This window comes from Brevibacillus sp. M2.1A, assembly GCF_013284355.2.
GTDB lineage: Bacteria > Bacillota > Bacilli > Brevibacillales > Brevibacillaceae > Brevibacillus.
This window is the reverse complement of record NZ_JABSUY020000001.1, coordinates 3,135,427-3,151,876: the sequence shown is the minus strand read 5'-3', so window position 1 is coordinate 3,151,876 and position 16,450 is coordinate 3,135,427. Positions and strand designations below refer to the sequence as shown.

Here is a 16,450-nt window from a genome sequence, read left to right as displayed (position 1 = left end):
CCTGATTCAGAAAATTTTTCTCCGCCCGACAATCAGGCGGAGACGATCGTTTTTTCATACTCATGCTCGCGGATGCGTCTTGGCATAGATGTCCTTAATCCGCGTTCTGGTCACATGTGTGTAAATCTGGGTGGTTGAAATATCAGCATGCCCAAGCATCTCTTGAACAGAGCGCAAATCGGCTCCATTTTCCAGTAAGTGAGTGGCAAAGGAGTGGCGAAGCGTATGGGGTGTAATCTCAGCACGGATGTTTGATTTTTGGGCATATCGTTTAATAATTTTCCAAAAACCTTGCCGTGTAATTTGTTTGCCCAAGTGATTCAGAAATAATGCAGTATCGCCAGTTCCTTTTACCAGCTTGGGGCGCCCTGCCTGCAAATAGTGGCGAACCATTTGAATGGCAACCGAGCCTAACGGAATGATTCGCTCTTTTGATCCTTTTCCCAAGCATTTTACAAAGCCCATATCCAGATTCACATCAGCACTATCCAGATTGACTAACTCCGAGACACGAATGCCTGTCGCGTATAAAAGCTCAAGCATCGCTTTGTCCCGCAGCCCGGCAGGATGATTGACAGGAGGACTTTCCAAAAGACGTTCCACTTCCTCAACAGAGAGCACTTTGGGTAAGCGTTTCTCGATCTTCGGTGTTTCTAGATGAATGGATGGATCTTTATCTATGTATTTATCCCGAATGAGAAACTGATAAAACGCTCGTATCGATGCCATATTGCGAGAAAGCGTTGCTGTAGCACGTCCTTTTTCCCGTAAAACAAGCAAGTACCCAATGATGTGCGTCCGAGTAGAATCCTCTATTCGAGCGACACCTTGCTCTTGTAAATACGAGGTAAAGGCCACCATATCCCGTTGATAGGATTCCAGGGTATTTCTCGCTAACCCTTTCTCCACAGTCAGGAAATGAATAAACTGATCAATCAGACTGTCCATGAAGCTGTCCCCTTCAGCTGATAAGTATCTTGTATTGCTTTCCACAAAGAAAAAGAAACTCCTGCTTCTCCAGATAAAAAACACAAACTTGCATTTACTCTCCCGTTAAAAAAAAGAGCTGAAGTCGTGCGACATATCCGTCAAAATCCTGTGCCTGAGAGGTATTGATGACTTTTACTACCTTCACCGCATTTCCATGTGGTTCATGATAAGGGTTTGCCGGGAGAAATTTGTCCGCCAGCAAGGTAATGATGCCGTAGGAGAGCAAGGTACAAGTAATGAATAGAAGCAAGAAACGCAGACCCTCCATCACGCGACGATAAGAGACTTTCATCCGTAAGCCTCCTTACAGACTTTCTTTCATCTATATGCACTTGTCCCTTGCTCCATTCGATTCATCCTCTCTTAGGATTCCACAGGAATAGGTCTGCCATTACAAAAGCTCCCAGGAAAAAAGAAAAACTTCTCCGTTCCCAGAGAAGTCGACTTTATTTGAAGTCCTCCACGTTCACTTTATCTACACAACGATTGCAGATCCCGTAGAAGGTCAATCGGTGGTCGGTAATATAAAAGTTGTAAACATTCTTGACTTTTTCTTCTGCTGTGACAAGCAGATCTTCAAAAATTTCATCCACCGTACCACAATTGAGGCAAATAAGGTGATGATGGTGATAGGCAGCATTATCATCACGGAGATCGTAACGAGCTACGCCATCGCCAAAATTCATTTTATGAAGGATCTTTAGTTCGCTCAACAGCTCTAATGTCCTGTATACGGTAGCAAGCCCGATTTCCGGTGCTTTATCCTTCACCAGCAAGTAAACATCTTCCGCACTCAAGTGATCTTCTTCATTCTCCAACAACACGCGAACAGTGGCTTCACGCTGTGGTGTCAGCTTGTAGTTCTGTGAATGCAACTGCTGCTTAATTTTCTCTAATTTTTCTTCCAACATTAATGCCCCTCCCCGCTCGCATGAAACCTGTTCCTATTATAGTAGAGGGGCATCGAATAAGTCAAATGCATAAGTTCTTACCTGAGAATTATTCTTAATTAAGTACGAGCTGCATTAACCTAGGGGAAATGAAGGTTTCAAACAAGGCTGCAATCGTCAATACCGCCAGCATGCTAAGCACGAGGACGGTATAGCCCATAAAGTGCGGCATGATAACATCTCTTTTGCTCAGCACTCTCGTACGTATGAGTCGAAGTGAAAACGATATTCCACTGACGCCTACAATAAAAAGGGCAGGGACGACTAATAAATTTTGTGGGAGAACACCCACCATGGCAAATGTTACGCCTTGCCATTGGAGCTGACTCACCAAAAAACCGACGGTGAAACCGACCACGACTCCTTTTAAGAAGAGCATCAACAAAATCATCGGCAACCCAATGATGGATAACCCTAGTACCCACATGATTGCAGTGGTCTTGGCATAATGACCAAATGCCTGCTGAAAATGGGCACTGGTCTCAGGGATTCCATCACTGCCAAGACTGTTGAAAAAATATTGCAGAAAACCGTATAGCTCCTGCTTCTGTGACAATGGCAGTGAATTGACGAGGACGGCTCCGAAAATAATGCCCATCGTAAACAGGACGATCGTGAACCAGTAGAGTGACTGATGTTCTCTCGCATAGGATTGGATAGTTTGTCCGACTCGTGAACGCACGCTTCGTCGCCTCCCGCTTGGCTGATTACTGTACAGCTTATGCGGACGATTTCTCCCCTATGACAATCTACATCGGGACGATCTTTCCGTAGGTACCGGCGCCGCCCTTTTGGACAGAGAGTTTTCCCTCTCGTGCTTGTACGATAAGTGAAGCGATTTTCTCTCCAACAACATGGGAGAGCTCTTCTTCGTTCACGCGATGCAGCACGTTCATCTGTGTACCAAACGACCGATACAGCTTGTCCAATAATTTGGGACCAATTCCCGGAATGAATTCCAACGGGATTTGCTCGATATAAGGAGGACGAAACGCCGGATGCTGGCCGACCTCAACATCCGCTAGCTGATCAATGCGCGCTGCAACCCCTCGCACAATTCGTTGGAAGCCGCATTCCGGACATTTGCCTGAGGCATCCGCCGCGAGTAGAGACTGACAACCTTGGCACGCCGTCTGGTGATACTTGCCTAGCTCGGGATGCAGACCGTAATTCACATGAACCCCTCTTCCACCGATGCGCTTGATCGCTTTCACCCACTCTGCGAAGGAACGCTCTTGCATATATATCGCTTGATATTCCCGGCCTATCTTCGCCAGAGAATGGGCATCTGAGTTCGTGAGAAAGGTTTTGTCATGTAGCTCGGATATGCGGTCCGCCATATTCGTATTCGCACTCAAGCCCAGCTCAACCGCATAGATGAGCGAAGGATCAAACACTTCAGCCATTGAATCCGTACAGCTCCCGTACAACCCTTTATGCGGTGTAAAAATATGTGCCGGGATCAAAAGACCCTGTAATTGCTGGACACAAGCTTGCAATTCCTTAAGTGATGTGTAGATACGCTGAGAGCTCAATTGAACATTTTTGCAGCGTTCTGACAGCCATGCGGTAAATCGCTTCATTTCTTGCAGCTTCGGCAGATAAACGAGAAAGTGAGCTGCACCGCGTTCTGGCTCTTTGATTTCTACTTCGCACCCCAAGATTAACAACGTATCTTTGTAGGAAATTCCTCCATACTCCTGTTCAGTCGCTACTCCCTTTTCCAACAGATCTACCAGCTCATCCTGAACCTCAGGCGAATGTGCATCGATTATCCCGATGACATCCATCCCTTTTTTATCGGAGGCCTCCTCTAAAATTTTTGTGAGAGTCATTTGGCGTGAAGCCGTTATTTTCACAGGTTTACCTGTCCACGTACCACCGATGTGAATATGCATGTCGCAAAAATAGGTAGGAAGCATGGGTCTATCCACGCTCACGCAGCATTTTGTTTTCCCACGCAAACAATGCCACGACCGTCTTGGCATCTCGAATTTCTCCACTTTGATGCAGGGCATGCGCTTCTTCCAGTGTCACTTCCAGCACATCAACGAACTCATCCTCGTCCGGCTTGCTCTCTCCTTTTTTCAAACCAGTGGCTACAAAAACATGTAAAATTTCATCTGCAAAGCCCGGCGATGTGTAAAAAGAGCTAAGCGGTGTGTACTGACTCGCAACATAACCCGTCTCTTCCTCCAGCTCACGCATTGCACATGCAAGCGGCTCTTCCCCTGGCTCCAGTTTTCCTGCTGGAATCTCCACGATCGTACGCTCCAACGGCTTGCGGAACTGTCGAACCACCACCATTTTGTTATCATCAGTGATCGGCAATACGGCAACCGCCCCTTGATGATTTACGATTTCTCGCTTGGCTGTGTTGCCATTGGGCAGAAGAACTTCATCTACCTTAACCTTGATAATTCTCCCGTCATAAATCGGCTGACTCGAAATGGTTTTTTCATATAAGTGATCATATTTATTCACGGTCATCATCATCCTTTTTCCATGAAGTCGTTCTAAATCGTCGATTCCCTCCATAAGTTGGGAGCATAGAGCTTGTCCACCTTATTGTATCGGAGGAGATCATGAATGAAAACATATGTTAGCGAAAAGCAATTGCGTATGGTCGGGAAAGCTTGGCAGATCAAGGCCGCACTTCGTTTCTGGTCAAATAAAGACCTAACCCTTCAAGAGTACTTGATGAGGCGGGCGAATGCGGAGCGTCGTTAACGGTTTGGACGATGTACCCCAGACTGTTTCCTACAAAATCGGCTGCCATCCATGCCGTTTGAAAAGGCGCAGGATCCTCTTGCCAATTCCGCCCCATTGTAGAAAAGGACAAGCCATACCCCTTTTCCAGTGATGCCAGCCCTGACAGATCTGGGACTTTTCCCTTTATGAAAATATGCTTCCCCGCACCTTCTATTGTTTTCATCTGCCGTGAAAGGATTTCATCTCTTTCATCTCCGAAAATCGGGATTGTAACCAGAACAGGACAGAGAGTAAACCTGTTTACGATCGATATAGTATGGTGACTGATGCCGTAATGTCTGGCACGTTGATCCCCAAAGCTGATTCTGGGAATAAAAAAGGGTGTTCCGCCAAGAGTGGATACAGCATGAATGACTTCAGCCAACTGAACTCCCGAGAAACCATAAGATGTACCCGTACCTGCTACCCCAGGTCCCAACATGCATATAATGATATCGGCATGTTCTACATGGCGTGCAGCCAATAAGCCACTATGAATCGTCAACGACTCACGATCACCACCCCATGCATGACCTGTCGTCACTGTAGCAGCCAAGCTCCCGGTTGCTTTTAATTGTTGGACGTGCTGGCTCAAGGCAATCGGCAAGGATGCGCCATCTGGCATGACATATACGATACGGACATTTGGATTTTTTTTACGCAAAGTAAGGACAGCAACAGGTAGAAGACTGTGCAGCTCGCCGATCAAAACAGGGGTACCTTCCAAGGACAAGTCTTCTTGTACAAACAAATCGTGGTACGGGCTGGCCTGTTCTTCTACCGAATCAACCGCGAGCTGCCAAGGTGAATAGCGCATTTTCATGACATGGCCCCACTCATTCGGAAGGACATCGGTTTCCACGGGTTGGTTTACCTTCCCTACAACAAAGTGATACCCGCCTGTTCCCAATTCAAGGTGAACAGCGGTTGTATTGATCAAAAGTAAATCGCCACTTTTATAATCCTCCTGCAAAAAAGACAGTACTCTCTGCAGCTTGCATCCAGCAACTGACTCTGTCCGGACTTCGAGCATCTGCATACCCGCTTGCTTCTCCAGAACTTTTTGGACCGTCCCCACCGCCAAACGAAGCACTCAGCCTCCCCCTTTCATGCCTGCCTCGTCCCCGAGCTTTCTATTCAGTCTATGATGAACAGTGGTTGTCTCAATCATGCAAAACCAGATAGCAAGCGAATAAAAAAGCCGGAACCCCTCGCAAGGAGATTCCGACTTCTGTTGGTTACTCTTGTACTTCTGCAATAACAGCAAGCACCAGCTCAGCCGCTTTGTTCAGTTCAGCGATTGGCATGCGCTCATTTTTTGTATGGATTTCTTCATAGCCAATGGCAAAGTTTACGCTTGGTACGTTGTAGCCGTTAAATACGTTACCGTCGCTTCCGCCGCCGCTTGCAACCAGTTCAGGATTGCGGTCTACACGTTTAACCGCTGCAATCGCTTTTTGTACAACTGGCGTTTCTTCGTTGAACTTGTAGCCATGGTACATAAAGATAACCTCATTTTCGCAAGTCGCACCCATCTCGGCTGCCACTTCTTCAAATGCTGTCGTCATTTTCTTCACCTGAGCTTCCAGCTTGTCCATTACCAAGCTGCGAGCCTCAGACCAAATTTCCACATAATCTGTTACGATATTGTACGCTTTTCCGCCTTCAAAACGACCGATGTTCGCAGTTGTGTCCGCATCGATACGGCCCAGTGGCATACGGGAAATTGCTTTACTAGCCACCGATATAGCACTGATGCCATCCTCTGGATTCACACCTGCATGCGCTGCTTTGCCGTGGATTTTGGTTACGATGCGGTATTGGCCAGCACCAGCTACTGTAATTTTTCCAACTGGACCTTCCGAATCAAGGATGAAGCCCATTTCTGCTTTCAGCAGGCTGGAATCCATTGCACGGGAGCCTACAAGTCCGGACTCTTCTCCTACCGTCAATACGACTTGGATCGTTGGATGTGGCAGGTTTTGCTCTTTCATGCTGCGAATGCCTTCAAAAATCGCTGCTATTCCTGCTTTGTCATCCGCACCGAGGATCGTCGTTCCATCAGAATAAATGTAGCCATCGCGAATCTGAGGCTTGATTCCGTTTCCTGGCACAACCGTATCCATATGGCTGCTAAATAGGATGGTTGGACCTTTTCCAGTGCCCTCCAAAGTTGCGATCAGATTGTTGGCACCATGTCCGGTTTTCGCTGCTGCGTCATCCTCTTCTACGGTAAAGCCCATCTCAATCAGTTTTTCTTTGAGCACCTTGTTGATCTCTGCTTCGTTCTTCGTTTCACTGTCAATCTGGACGAGCTCTAAAAATTCATTTAACAAACGCTCTTGATTGATCGTACTCACACTCGTTACCTCCTGATCGTACTGCCCGATTTTGGTACATATTCACAAGTTCCAGTATACCGCAAAAAAATTTTTTCTACTACGTAAACGCCTATGATTCTTTCGGATATTGGCAGAGCTCATACAACACGCCATTCGCAGCCTTCGGATGCAAAAATCCAATCAACGCATCGTGCGCACCCGCTTTGGGGACCTCGTGGATTAGAGGTACACCTTGTTCTTTTAATGTAACTAGCCGACCCGCAACATCATCTACATCAAACGCAATGTGGTGAATGCCTTCTCCGCGTTTTTCCATAAACTTTGCTATCGGACTCTCATCACTCAACGGCTCTAGTAATTCAATATGACTTTCCCCGATCTTTAAAAATGCCACTTGTACTTGTTCGCTCTCTACGATTTCGGTTCCAACCAACTCCAATCCCAATTGCTCGGTATAAAAGGGAAGCGTCTTTTCCAAGCTTTTTACCGCAATGCCGATATGGGCAATTTTTTTCGGTGCGCTCACGAATCATCATCCTTTTGTAAGTGGTTGTCTCATTGGCTACATTTCGGTACAATTTCAGCATGGGCGAAAAAAGAAAGCCAATGATATCCTTTTCTTCATTCTAGCACAGCCACTTACAGAATCACCTGATAATTTCCTCTACCTTGAAAGGAGGTTTGATTAGAATGAGACACCAATCTCTTTTTGCCAAAATCCTGATCGGCATTCTAATACTTTCACTCATCGTTCCCACGTTTTTTTACTTTCAATAAACGAGTGATGATTCACAATGAAAACCCCTTTCCGACCAAAAAGCGGAAAGGGGTTTTTCGTTTGTCCCAGCTAATTTTTATTTGTATACGTATACGCTGGAAGTTTTCGCATCCCAGCCGACTTTGTAACCAAGATTATCCGTTACTGTACGGATCGGAATCATTGGCATGCCGTTTTTGAGGACAACAGGTGTAGGCAGTTGAATATCTGTTTTCCCTACTTTTGCTGTTTTCGATCCAACTGTAAACTTCACGACTTTAGTTCCACTGATAACAGCAACACTTGTATTGTTCCATTGCGTAGTCAGTGCCAGCGCTTCTTTAAAGAATTGGGCTGGAACCATAGTCGTATTTCCATCAATGTATGGAGCTGCAGACAGAGGATACGTTTTGCCATGCAGGGTGAAGTTTGCCGTATTTACTTTAAAGGAAGCCGAGTTCGCTGGAATAGCAGTCGATGGTTGTTGCGGCTGTTGTGGTGTTGGCGTTGCAGGCTTTGGTTGAGCCGGGGAAGGCATTCCTACACCAACAATACGAGAAAACAACAAACCTCTTTCTTCGGATGTAAATACGCTAATGCTATATGTGTTTTTCACAGCAGGATTTACGATGTTCGCAGCTGGATTGATCACGATATTAGCGTTTGTTGCCGCAGGAATATCCTGAGAAGGATAAATCAGAACGTTTTGTCCACGAACTGCAACGAAATTCGCACCTACACCATTCACAGAGATGTTAGCTGGTGCGATATAAGCCGGTACCTTGTAGCCTACCGGGAATACGATCTCGATGAAATCACGCTGCTTTTGCAGACCAACACCCAATCCTTTGATTGCTACATTTACACCTGTCTGCTTGCCAAGTGCATTTTGTGTCAATGCGATAGTTGCAGTGCTATTGTTAATACCTGTATTTGGTACAGGTACTGGATTTGTTGGGTTAGTTGGGTTGGTTGGCGTCGGGTTCACCGAAGAACCACCGATGCTGAAGGATTTGGATTCCAAAGTTCTTCCGGAAACAGTAGCCTTCAACGTGTAGTTGCCAGCCGTTTTTGGATTCGAAATCCACGCTCCGTAAGTAACTTCAACCTTCACTTTGCTAGTCGCTTTGAAGCCGGTTGGTGCAACCAGGGCAACTCTGTTCCCTACTGCAGTTGCTTTCTTCGCTGATTTCCCATTGAGCAAAAAGTCTGATGCTGTCAAAATGCCCGGTACCATATCAGAGGACGGGAACTCAAGAATCAATTCTCCATCTTCTTTTAGCTCTTTGCTGCCGAAGTCAGCATCAAACGTGTAGCTAGTGCGAGCTCCCGCACCTGGATCAGACAGATTAACCGTAAAGCTGTCGGAAGCGCTGCTTGAGCCTGAGCCGTTTTTCGTAATTTCAAATTCATCTGACTCATATGTCGTACCGTCGTATTTCACTTTGAAAACATATTTGTCACCGGAACTAGGATTCTCAATGCCAGCAGATTTGTCAAATTCCAACGTAATGTAATCATCTGAGTCTGCTCCACTCGGAATCTTGATATCTACCGAGCTACCACTGATGCTGACGGATTTCGCTTTCGTACCGTTTACCGTTACATCGTCTTCATCAATGCTCGAAGGCAACATGCCTTTCTCCGGGAAAGTGACAGTAATCGTGGAGTTCGTCTCCAGCTCATCGCTACCTTTCAGAGAAATTTTGCCGAGCTTGAGGCTTACTTTTTCGCCTGCTGCTTTGCTGCTCAACGTTACGCTGTAATCGTTTTTGGACTTGCTACTGCTGCTGGAGCTGCTTTTTTTGATCTCAACTTCGTCTGTGTCAGAGCTCTCATTTTCTGTTTCTACACTTACGTCATATGTACCCTTGTCATCGGGGTTTGTGATTCCCTTTTTAATGGTAAACGAGATTTTATCACCTTCATCAAAATCTTCATCCACCGTGATGGTCACTTCATTGTCATCCACTTCTACCCTTTTCACATCTATACCGGAAATATCTTTCTTACTGATACTATCATCCACATCGAAATCATCGTCGAAATCAACCGTGATGGTATCTCCACTCGCCAGGTCTTCTTCTAGCGTGAATTTAATATCATATTCACTTTCTTTCCCGGCACCATCGTTGTCAGCTGATACATCCAACTTTTCAATTGCATATGCTTGCGGTACTGCAACAAAAGGTGTAGCGGCCAGCGCTGATGCCAGCACTATTGGTAGTGCTTTTTTACTTTTCTCCATGTTTTTCCTCCCATATTTACCCTTAATCTGGAAAACCCTCTAGCAGGACGCTACCAGTCTACCACAAATGCTATCAGGTGGGAATGATTTCTATGTCATTTATGAGACTTACTGGCTCCAACTGTTATGACGAAGATGTCTCGGAAAAAGTTACATACGTAATGATCCATTTGGATAATTTTTTTTGGCGATTCTTTTATCAAAAAAACCAGGTCTTTACTTGACCTGGTTTTTCGACACCCTAGTACAACTTGGTATCCGGTCCTACATTTTCAAGCTTTTGTTTCACACTTTGCAGGAATCGCCCGCATATCAGACCGTCCAGCACGCGATGATCCAAGGACATGCACAGATTGACCATAGAACGCACTGCGATCATATCGTTAATGACGACAGGGCGTTTCACAATGGACTCGACACTAAGAATCGCAGCTTGCGGAGCATTGATAATCGGCTGGGACAAAACAGAGCCGAAGGAGCCTGTATTGTTAACCGTAAAGGTCCCACCTGTCATATCATCCATCGTCAATTTCCCTGCACGGGTCCGCGCTGCCAGATCATCGACTGCCTTAGCAATGCCAAGAATTGATTTTTGGTCAGCATGCTTGATGACAGGAACATAGAGAGCATCTTCCGTAGCTACTGCGATGGAGATGTTGATGTCCTTTTTCACAATGATTTTGTCATGTGCCCATGTGGAATTGATCATTGGGTACTCTTTCAACGCTTCTACAACCGCTTTGATAAAGAACGGCAGGAACGTGAGGTTGAGCCCTTCTTTTTTCGCAAATTCGCCTTTTGCCTGATTGCGGAAGTTAACGAGATTGGTCACATCTACTTCGACCATCGTCCAAGCATGTGGAGCTTCATGCTTGCTCTGCACCATCCGGTTAGCAATCGTACGACGAATGGAGGTTACAGGTACAACTTGATCACCGTTTGCAACCGGAATATCTACGGAAACAGCAGGAGTAGAAGCTGGTGCTACCGGTGCGGGTGTTGAAACGACAGTAGTTTGTTCGACCGCTGCTACGGGTGCCTGCGCGACCGTTTCCTTTCCTGTCTCAGCTGGCTTTTGACCGCCCGCGTCGATAATCGCTTGGACATCTTTACGGGTAATGCGCCCGCCTGCTCCAGTCCCTGCAACGCGGGACAAATCAATGCCATGTTGTTGGGAGAGCATGACAACAGCAGGTGAATAACGTTGTTTTGATCCATCGACGACTGGTGCTTGTTCAATGGATACAGCCGGCGTTGCTGCCTTTGGCTGCTCGGTTACAGGCGCTTGGGGAGCCGTAGTTTCCGTCGTGCTAGCAGGCGCTGCAGTTCCACCTTCCGCACCACTTTCTTCTATATATAGGATCAATGTGCCGACAGCGACTGTCTCACCTTCTGGCACGACGATCTCAGTAACGCGTCCTGAAACGGTAGAAGGAACCTCTGCGTTTACTTTATCCGTCGTCACTTCAGCCAGCGAATCGTATTTCTTGACCGTGTCGCCTACATTGACCAACCATTTGCTGATGGTGCCCTCGGTCACGCTCTCTCCGAGCTGGGGCATAAGTACTTTCGTTGCCATGATCCTTGGTCCTCCTCGCCTTAAAAGTTGGCCAGCTCGCGCATTGCTTCCAATACTTTTTCCGGGTTCAGCATAAAGTATTTTTCCATTGGCGGGCTGTATGGCATCGCTGGTACATCCGGACCACAAAGACGTTTAATCGGTGCATCCAAATCGAACAAGCAATGCTCCGCTATAATGGCAGCTACCTCACCGCCAACGCCGCCTTCTTTGTTGTCCTCGTGTACGATCAATACTTTGCCTGTCTTCGAAGCCGCTTCAACAATCGCTTCTTTGTCCAACGGATACAGTGTGCGCAAATCGAGAACATGCGCGCTGATGCCTTCTTGAGCGAGCTTTTCCGCAGCTTGCAGTGCGAAGTGGAGAGTCAAACCGTAGGAGATGACTGTGATGTCTGTCCCCTCTCGCTTGACGTCCGCTTTGCCAATCGGCAGTACATAGTCATCCTCAGGCACTTCGCCCTTGATCAAGCGATAGCAACGCTTGTGCTCGAAAAAGAGCACCGGATCTTCATCGCGGATAGCTGCTTTCAGAAGACCTTTAGCATCATAAGGTGTCGAAGGTGCTACTACTTTCAAGCCAGGAGTGTTGGTGAACATCGCTTCCACAGATTGCGAGTGGTACAATGCACCGTGAACCCCTCCGCCGAAAGGAGCACGAATCGTGATCGGGCAATGCCAGTCGTTGTTCGAACGATAGCGCATTTTCGCCGCCTCACTGACAATTTGGTTCACAGCTGGCATGATGAAGTCCGCAAACTGAATCTCTGCGATTGGACGCATACCGTAAGCTGCCGCACCAATCCCTACACCGACAATTGCGGATTCAGCCAGTGGCGTATCAATCACGCGTTCCTCGCCAAACTCTTCAATCAATCCGTTTGTCGCACGGAAAACTCCACCACGAACGCCAACGTCTTCTCCGAGAATGAACACATTGGAATCGCGACGCATTTCTTCACGCATCGCCATTGTAATTGCATCAATAAAAGAAATGACTGCCATAAAAGATCCCCCCTTATTCCCCGTATACGTACGTCATTGTCGATTCTGGTGTTGGATATGGCGCGTTTTCTGCATATTCAGTGGCTTCATCCACTTCCAGCTGTACGCGAGCAAGCATATCTGCTTCCTTGTGTTCGTCCAAGAGCCCGATCTCTCTTAAATACGTAGCGAAAACAATCAATGGGTCCTTTTTCTTCGCTTCTTCCACTTCTTCTCTCGTACGATACACACGATCGTCATCGTCACTGGAGTGGGGAACAAGGCGGTACATAACGGCTTCGATCAGTGTCGGCCCTTGACCACTGCGAGCACGTTCAACCGCTTCTTTCATGACACGATATACTTCAATCGGATCGTTTCCGTCCACACTGACTCCCGGAAAGCCGTAACCGATCGCACGGTCTGCTACACTTTCACAAGCTAACTGCTTTTTCAGTGGTACAGAGATCGCGTATTTATTGTTTTCGCAGAAAAAGATAACTGGGAGCTTGTGGACACCCGCAAAGTTCGCACCTTCGTGGAAGTCACCCTGGTTGCTGGAGCCTTCACCGAACGATGCATACACAACAAAATCTTTTTGCTTCATTCTACCTGCCAAAGCCATACCGACTGCGTGTGGCACTTGGGTAGTCACAGGGCTTGAGCCAGTCAAAATATTGTACTTCTTGCCACCGAAGTGACCTGGCATCTGTCTTCCTCCGCTATTCGGATCTTCTGCTTTCGCAAAAGCGGACAGCATGCAATCACGGGCTGTTTGGCCAAAGACCAGCACCAAACCCAGATCGCGATAGTACGGGCACAAGAAATCTCTGTCTTTTTCCATCGCAAAAGCGGCTCCCACCTGAGCTGCTTCCTGACCCTGGCAGGAAATCACGAACGGTACTTTGCCCGCACGATTCAACAGCCATTGGCGCTCGTCAATTTTTCTGGCCAATAGCATGTAATAATACATGTCAAGGACTTGTGCATCGGTTAATCCCACTTGCTCATGTCGCTTGGTTGTCATCGTTACATTCCCTCCTTGCTAATTGTGTATCGCTTTTCCGTCGACAGCCTGAGCTGCCTCCATGATTGCTTCGGATAAGGATGGATGCGGGTGAATCGTCTGACCGATCTCCCACGGAGTCGCATCCAGCACACGGGCCAGGCCCGCTTCGGAAATCATATCTGTCACATGTGTACCGATCATGTGAACCCCTAACAAATCATTGGTCTTGGCATCTACGACCAACTTCACAAAGCCGTCATTCTCACCGTGGATTAGTGCTTTGCCTAGTGGCTTAAAGCTGAACTTGCCGATTTTCACATCGTAGCCTTGTTCTTTTGCTTCTTTTTCAGTGAGTCCAACATTTGCGACTTCAGGTCGGCTATACGTACATTTCGGAACCTTGGTGTAATCCATCGGGTGCGGGTTTTGTCCAGCCATGTGCTCTACCGCGAGTATTCCTTCATGCGAAGCAACATGCGCCAATTGCAGACCGCCAATAACGTCTCCAATCGCATAAATATGAGACTCTGCTGTCTGGAAGTATTCATTAACTACGACTACGCCGCGCTCGACTTTGATTTCTGTTGCTTCCAAACCGATGTTTTCTACGTTCGCTTGGCGTCCTACTGATACGAGTACCTTTTCGGCTTCAAAGGTTTGGACTCCATCCTTGACTTCCGCTTGAATAGAGACTTTGCCTTCCCCTTTTTCCAACGATTCAGGCAGTACCTTTGCTCCCGTCACGATGTTGACTTTCCGCTTTTTCAACAGGCGAGCCAATTCCTTGCTCACTTCTTCATCCTCAAACGGCAAAATACGGTCGGCGTACTCCACAACAGTTACTTCCACACCGAAATCATTGAGCATGGAAGCCCACTCAATCCCGATGACACCGCCACCCACGATGACAACAGAAGCAGGCAATTGCTCCCACTGCAATGCTTCATCGCTTGTTACCACATAGGATCCGTCGATGACCAAACCCGGGAGTGTGCGTGGACGGGAACCTGTTGCCAGCAAAAGGAATCGTGGAACGATCATTTCTTGGTCCCCGTTTTCCTTTTCAATGCGTACAGCACCTGCCTGCGGAGAAAAAATGGAAGGCCCCATGACTCTTCCAAAGCCTTCAAAGATAGTAATGCTGCCTTTTTTCATCAAGTATTGAATCCCTTTGTGAAGTTGGTCGATAATGCCTTGCTTTCGCTCTTGTATTTTGGTGAAGTCATAGCCTACAGCACCTGCCGAGACTCCGTATTTGTCAGCTTCCTTCAGGGTGGAGAATACTTCTGCACTGCGCAATAGCGCTTTGGATGGGATGCAACCACGGTGTAAGCAAGTACCACCGAGCTTTTCTTTTTCCACGATTGCTACCTTCATTCCCAATTGGGAAGCGCGGATTGCCGCTACATAACCGCCGGTACCTCCCCCGAGGACGACTAGATCAAACTCTTGAGACACCACGATCTCTCCTTTCATTCGGAAAGCTAACCTGCGTATTAACGAGAATATGAATATTCAAAGAAAATCGTTTATGTATTCCTGACCGCCCTCCTTAGAAGAGCGGACAGGAGTATGAACCTAATAGATGAAACAAGATTAGCGCTTGTAAACAGTCTTGCCGTTTTGCAGGAAAGTATTACGTGATCTGGCAACACTTGCAATGCGCTCTTCCGCCATGCGGTCAGCAGCTTTGTAGGAAGCCATGCCATCACGTTCAGCGATTTCGTAAATTTTCAGGATGCTGTCATAGATTGTTTCTACTTTTTTCAGTGCACGCTCGCGGTTGTAGCCTTGCAGCTCATCTGCCACGTTGATTACACCACCAGCATTGATCACGTAGTCAGGCGCGTAGATCAGACCCATTTCGTGAATTTGGTCGCCGTGTCTCTCTTCTTTCAGCTGGTTGTTAGCTGCCCCTGCAATCACTTTTGCTTTGAAGAGTGGAATGGTGTCATCGTTGATGATCGCACCCAATGCGCAAGGAGAGAAGATATCGCACTCTACGCCAAAGATCTCGTTAACACCAACAGCTTTCGCACCGAAATCATTCACTGCGCGATCTACGTTTTCTTGATTGATATCCGTTACGATCAAATGCGCGCCTTCTTCATGCAGATGGCGGCACAGATTGTACGCTACGTTTCCTACACCTTGTACAGCAATCACTCGTCCGGATAGAGAGTCGGAACCAAACGCCAATTTTGCAGCAGCTTTCATTCCACGGTAGACACCGTAAGCTGTGACAGGGGATGGATTGCCACTGGAACCGAATGCAGGAGAAACACCTGTGACAAAGTCTGTTTCCAAGTGGATCATATCCATGTCTGCTACCGTTGTTCCTACATCCTCAGCTGTGATGTAACGGCCATTCAGCCCTTGAATATAGCGACCGAAAGCACGGAACAGCTCTTCGCTCTTATGCTCGCGCGGATCACCGATGATGACTGCTTTACCACCACCGATGTTCAGTCCTGCTGCTGCGTTTTTGTAAGTCATCCCACGACCGAGACGCAGTACGTCCACAATCGCCTCTTCTTCTGTTTTATACGGCCACATGCGCGTACCGCCGAGTGCTGGTCCTAATGTCGTATCATGAATGCAAATGATTGCTTTCAAACCGGAATTTTCGTCTTGGCAAAATACCAATTGCTCGTAATCGTACTTTTGCATGTAGTCAAAGATGTTCACTGAAGAAACCTCCCTAGTATCTTTCGTTTTCCGCTTAAGTAAGCTGGCGTAACAGTGGGCTCCATTTGGAGAATTTCCCGCCAAGAGGTATATGCAAAAGTCATGCCAACAAAACCAAACTTGTGAAAGCGCTTTATTTTAGAGAACGCGGGA

General features: G+C 47.1%; 15 protein-coding genes and 1 pseudogene. 1 reads left to right on the top strand and 15 read right to left on the bottom strand.

The genetic code is table 11. The annotated features are described in order from the left end of the window. Positions 1 to 60 precede the first annotated feature (60 nt). The 6 genes from xerD to HP567_RS15565 all read right to left on the bottom strand — a co-directional run bounded on the left by xerD (position 61) and on the right by HP567_RS15565 (position 4,424). Positions 61 to 948, bottom strand: coding sequence for a site-specific tyrosine recombinase XerD (xerD, locus tag HP567_RS15590; RefSeq protein ID WP_173609572.1), 888 nt, complete (start codon positions 946 to 948; stop codon positions 61 to 63). Between the two features lie 94 nt (positions 949 to 1,042). Further along, positions 1,043 to 1,282 carry a YqzK family protein gene (locus HP567_RS15585; RefSeq protein WP_173609573.1) on the bottom strand — a complete coding sequence of 80 codons (240 nt, stop codon included), beginning with the start codon at positions 1,280 to 1,282 and terminating at the stop codon, positions 1,043 to 1,045. 154 nt (positions 1,283 to 1,436) lie between these two features. After that, the gene (fur, locus tag HP567_RS15580) at positions 1,437 to 1,901 is read right to left on the bottom strand and encodes a ferric iron uptake transcriptional regulator (protein WP_007720739.1); all 465 of its coding nucleotides are present in this window, start codon (positions 1,899 to 1,901) and stop codon (positions 1,437 to 1,439) included. 94 nt (positions 1,902 to 1,995) lie between these two features. Beyond that, positions 1,996 to 2,622 carry a stage II sporulation protein M gene (gene spoIIM, locus HP567_RS15575; protein WP_173609574.1) on the bottom strand — a complete coding sequence of 209 codons (627 nt, stop codon included), beginning with the start codon at positions 2,620 to 2,622 and terminating at the stop codon, positions 1,996 to 1,998. 67 nt (positions 2,623 to 2,689) lie between these two features. Beyond that, positions 2,690 to 3,862 (bottom strand): endonuclease Q family protein, encoded by a 1,173-nt coding sequence (locus HP567_RS15570; RefSeq protein WP_173609575.1) that lies wholly within the window; start codon positions 3,860 to 3,862, stop codon positions 2,690 to 2,692. A gap of 4 nt (positions 3,863 to 3,866) precedes the next feature. Next, positions 3,867 to 4,424 (bottom strand): NUDIX domain-containing protein, encoded by a 558-nt coding sequence (locus HP567_RS15565; RefSeq protein ID WP_007720749.1) that lies wholly within the window; start codon positions 4,422 to 4,424, stop codon positions 3,867 to 3,869. A gap of 105 nt (positions 4,425 to 4,529) precedes the next feature. Between HP567_RS15565 and HP567_RS30020 the strand changes: the two are divergent. Then, a pseudogene (locus tag HP567_RS30020) lies at positions 4,530 to 4,577 on the top strand (hypothetical protein); the annotation flags it as partial. A gap of 7 nt (positions 4,578 to 4,584) precedes the next feature. Here the strand turns inward: HP567_RS30020 and HP567_RS15560 are convergent. The 9 genes from HP567_RS15560 to HP567_RS15520 form a co-directional block, all read right to left on the bottom strand. Further along, positions 4,585 to 5,784: a DUF3866 family protein gene (locus tag HP567_RS15560; protein ID WP_173609576.1), complete on the bottom strand. Its 1,200-nt coding sequence runs from the start codon at positions 5,782 to 5,784 to the stop codon at positions 4,585 to 4,587. Between the two features lie 145 nt (positions 5,785 to 5,929). Continuing rightward, positions 5,930 to 7,051: a M20/M25/M40 family metallo-hydrolase gene (locus HP567_RS15555; protein ID WP_173609577.1), complete on the bottom strand. Its 1,122-nt coding sequence runs from the start codon at positions 7,049 to 7,051 to the stop codon at positions 5,930 to 5,932. Positions 7,052 to 7,142: 91 nt separating this feature from the next. Continuing rightward, positions 7,143 to 7,559, bottom strand: coding sequence for a methylmalonyl-CoA epimerase (mce, locus tag HP567_RS15550; RefSeq protein WP_142065105.1), 417 nt, complete (start codon positions 7,557 to 7,559; stop codon positions 7,143 to 7,145). A gap of 328 nt (positions 7,560 to 7,887) precedes the next feature. Next, positions 7,888 to 10,038, bottom strand: coding sequence for a copper amine oxidase N-terminal domain-containing protein (locus HP567_RS15545; RefSeq protein ID WP_173609578.1), 2,151 nt, complete (start codon positions 10,036 to 10,038; stop codon positions 7,888 to 7,890). Between the two features lie 241 nt (positions 10,039 to 10,279). Next, positions 10,280 to 11,617 (bottom strand): dihydrolipoamide acetyltransferase family protein, encoded by a 1,338-nt coding sequence (locus HP567_RS15540; protein ID WP_217367023.1) that lies wholly within the window; start codon positions 11,615 to 11,617, stop codon positions 10,280 to 10,282. A gap of 20 nt (positions 11,618 to 11,637) precedes the next feature. Beyond that, positions 11,638 to 12,621 (bottom strand): alpha-ketoacid dehydrogenase subunit beta, encoded by a 984-nt coding sequence (locus HP567_RS15535; RefSeq protein WP_173609579.1) that lies wholly within the window; start codon positions 12,619 to 12,621, stop codon positions 11,638 to 11,640. 13 nt (positions 12,622 to 12,634) lie between these two features. Then, positions 12,635 to 13,627, bottom strand: coding sequence for a thiamine pyrophosphate-dependent dehydrogenase E1 component subunit alpha (locus HP567_RS15530; protein WP_173609580.1), 993 nt, complete (start codon positions 13,625 to 13,627; stop codon positions 12,635 to 12,637). A gap of 18 nt (positions 13,628 to 13,645) precedes the next feature. Then, positions 13,646 to 15,067 carry a dihydrolipoyl dehydrogenase gene (gene lpdA, locus HP567_RS15525; protein ID WP_173609581.1) on the bottom strand — a complete coding sequence of 474 codons (1,422 nt, stop codon included), beginning with the start codon at positions 15,065 to 15,067 and terminating at the stop codon, positions 13,646 to 13,648. A 138-nt stretch (positions 15,068 to 15,205) separates the two neighbouring features. Further along, entirely contained in the window at positions 15,206 to 16,297 is a 1,092-nt protein-coding gene (locus HP567_RS15520) for a Glu/Leu/Phe/Val dehydrogenase dimerization domain-containing protein (RefSeq protein WP_047068882.1), read from the bottom strand. Positions 16,298 to 16,450: the final 153 nt, after the last annotated feature.

Bases quoted from the DNA above. Each gene is read 5' to 3' on its own strand.
- HP567_RS15545 (WP_173609578.1), bottom strand. From the start codon at position 10,038: ATGGAGAAAAGTAAAAAAGCACTACCAATAGTGCTGGCATCAGCGCTG.
- HP567_RS15570 (WP_173609575.1), bottom strand. From the start codon at position 3,862: ATGCTTCCTACCTATTTTTGCGACATGCATATTCACATCGGTGGTACG.
- HP567_RS15535 (WP_173609579.1), bottom strand. From the start codon at position 12,621: ATGGCAGTCATTTCTTTTATTGATGCAATTACAATGGCGATGCGTGAA.
- HP567_RS15585 (WP_173609573.1), bottom strand. From the start codon at position 1,282: ATGAAAGTCTCTTATCGTCGCGTGATGGAGGGTCTGCGTTTCTTGCTT.
- HP567_RS15540 (WP_217367023.1), bottom strand. From the start codon at position 11,617: ATGGCAACGAAAGTACTTATGCCCCAGCTCGGAGAGAGCGTGACCGAG.
- HP567_RS15530 (WP_173609580.1), bottom strand. From the start codon at position 13,627: ATGACAACCAAGCGACATGAGCAAGTGGGATTAACCGATGCACAAGTC.
- xerD (WP_173609572.1), bottom strand. From the start codon at position 948: ATGGACAGTCTGATTGATCAGTTTATTCATTTCCTGACTGTGGAGAAA.
- fur (WP_007720739.1), bottom strand. From the start codon at position 1,901: ATGTTGGAAGAAAAATTAGAGAAAATTAAGCAGCAGTTGCATTCACAG.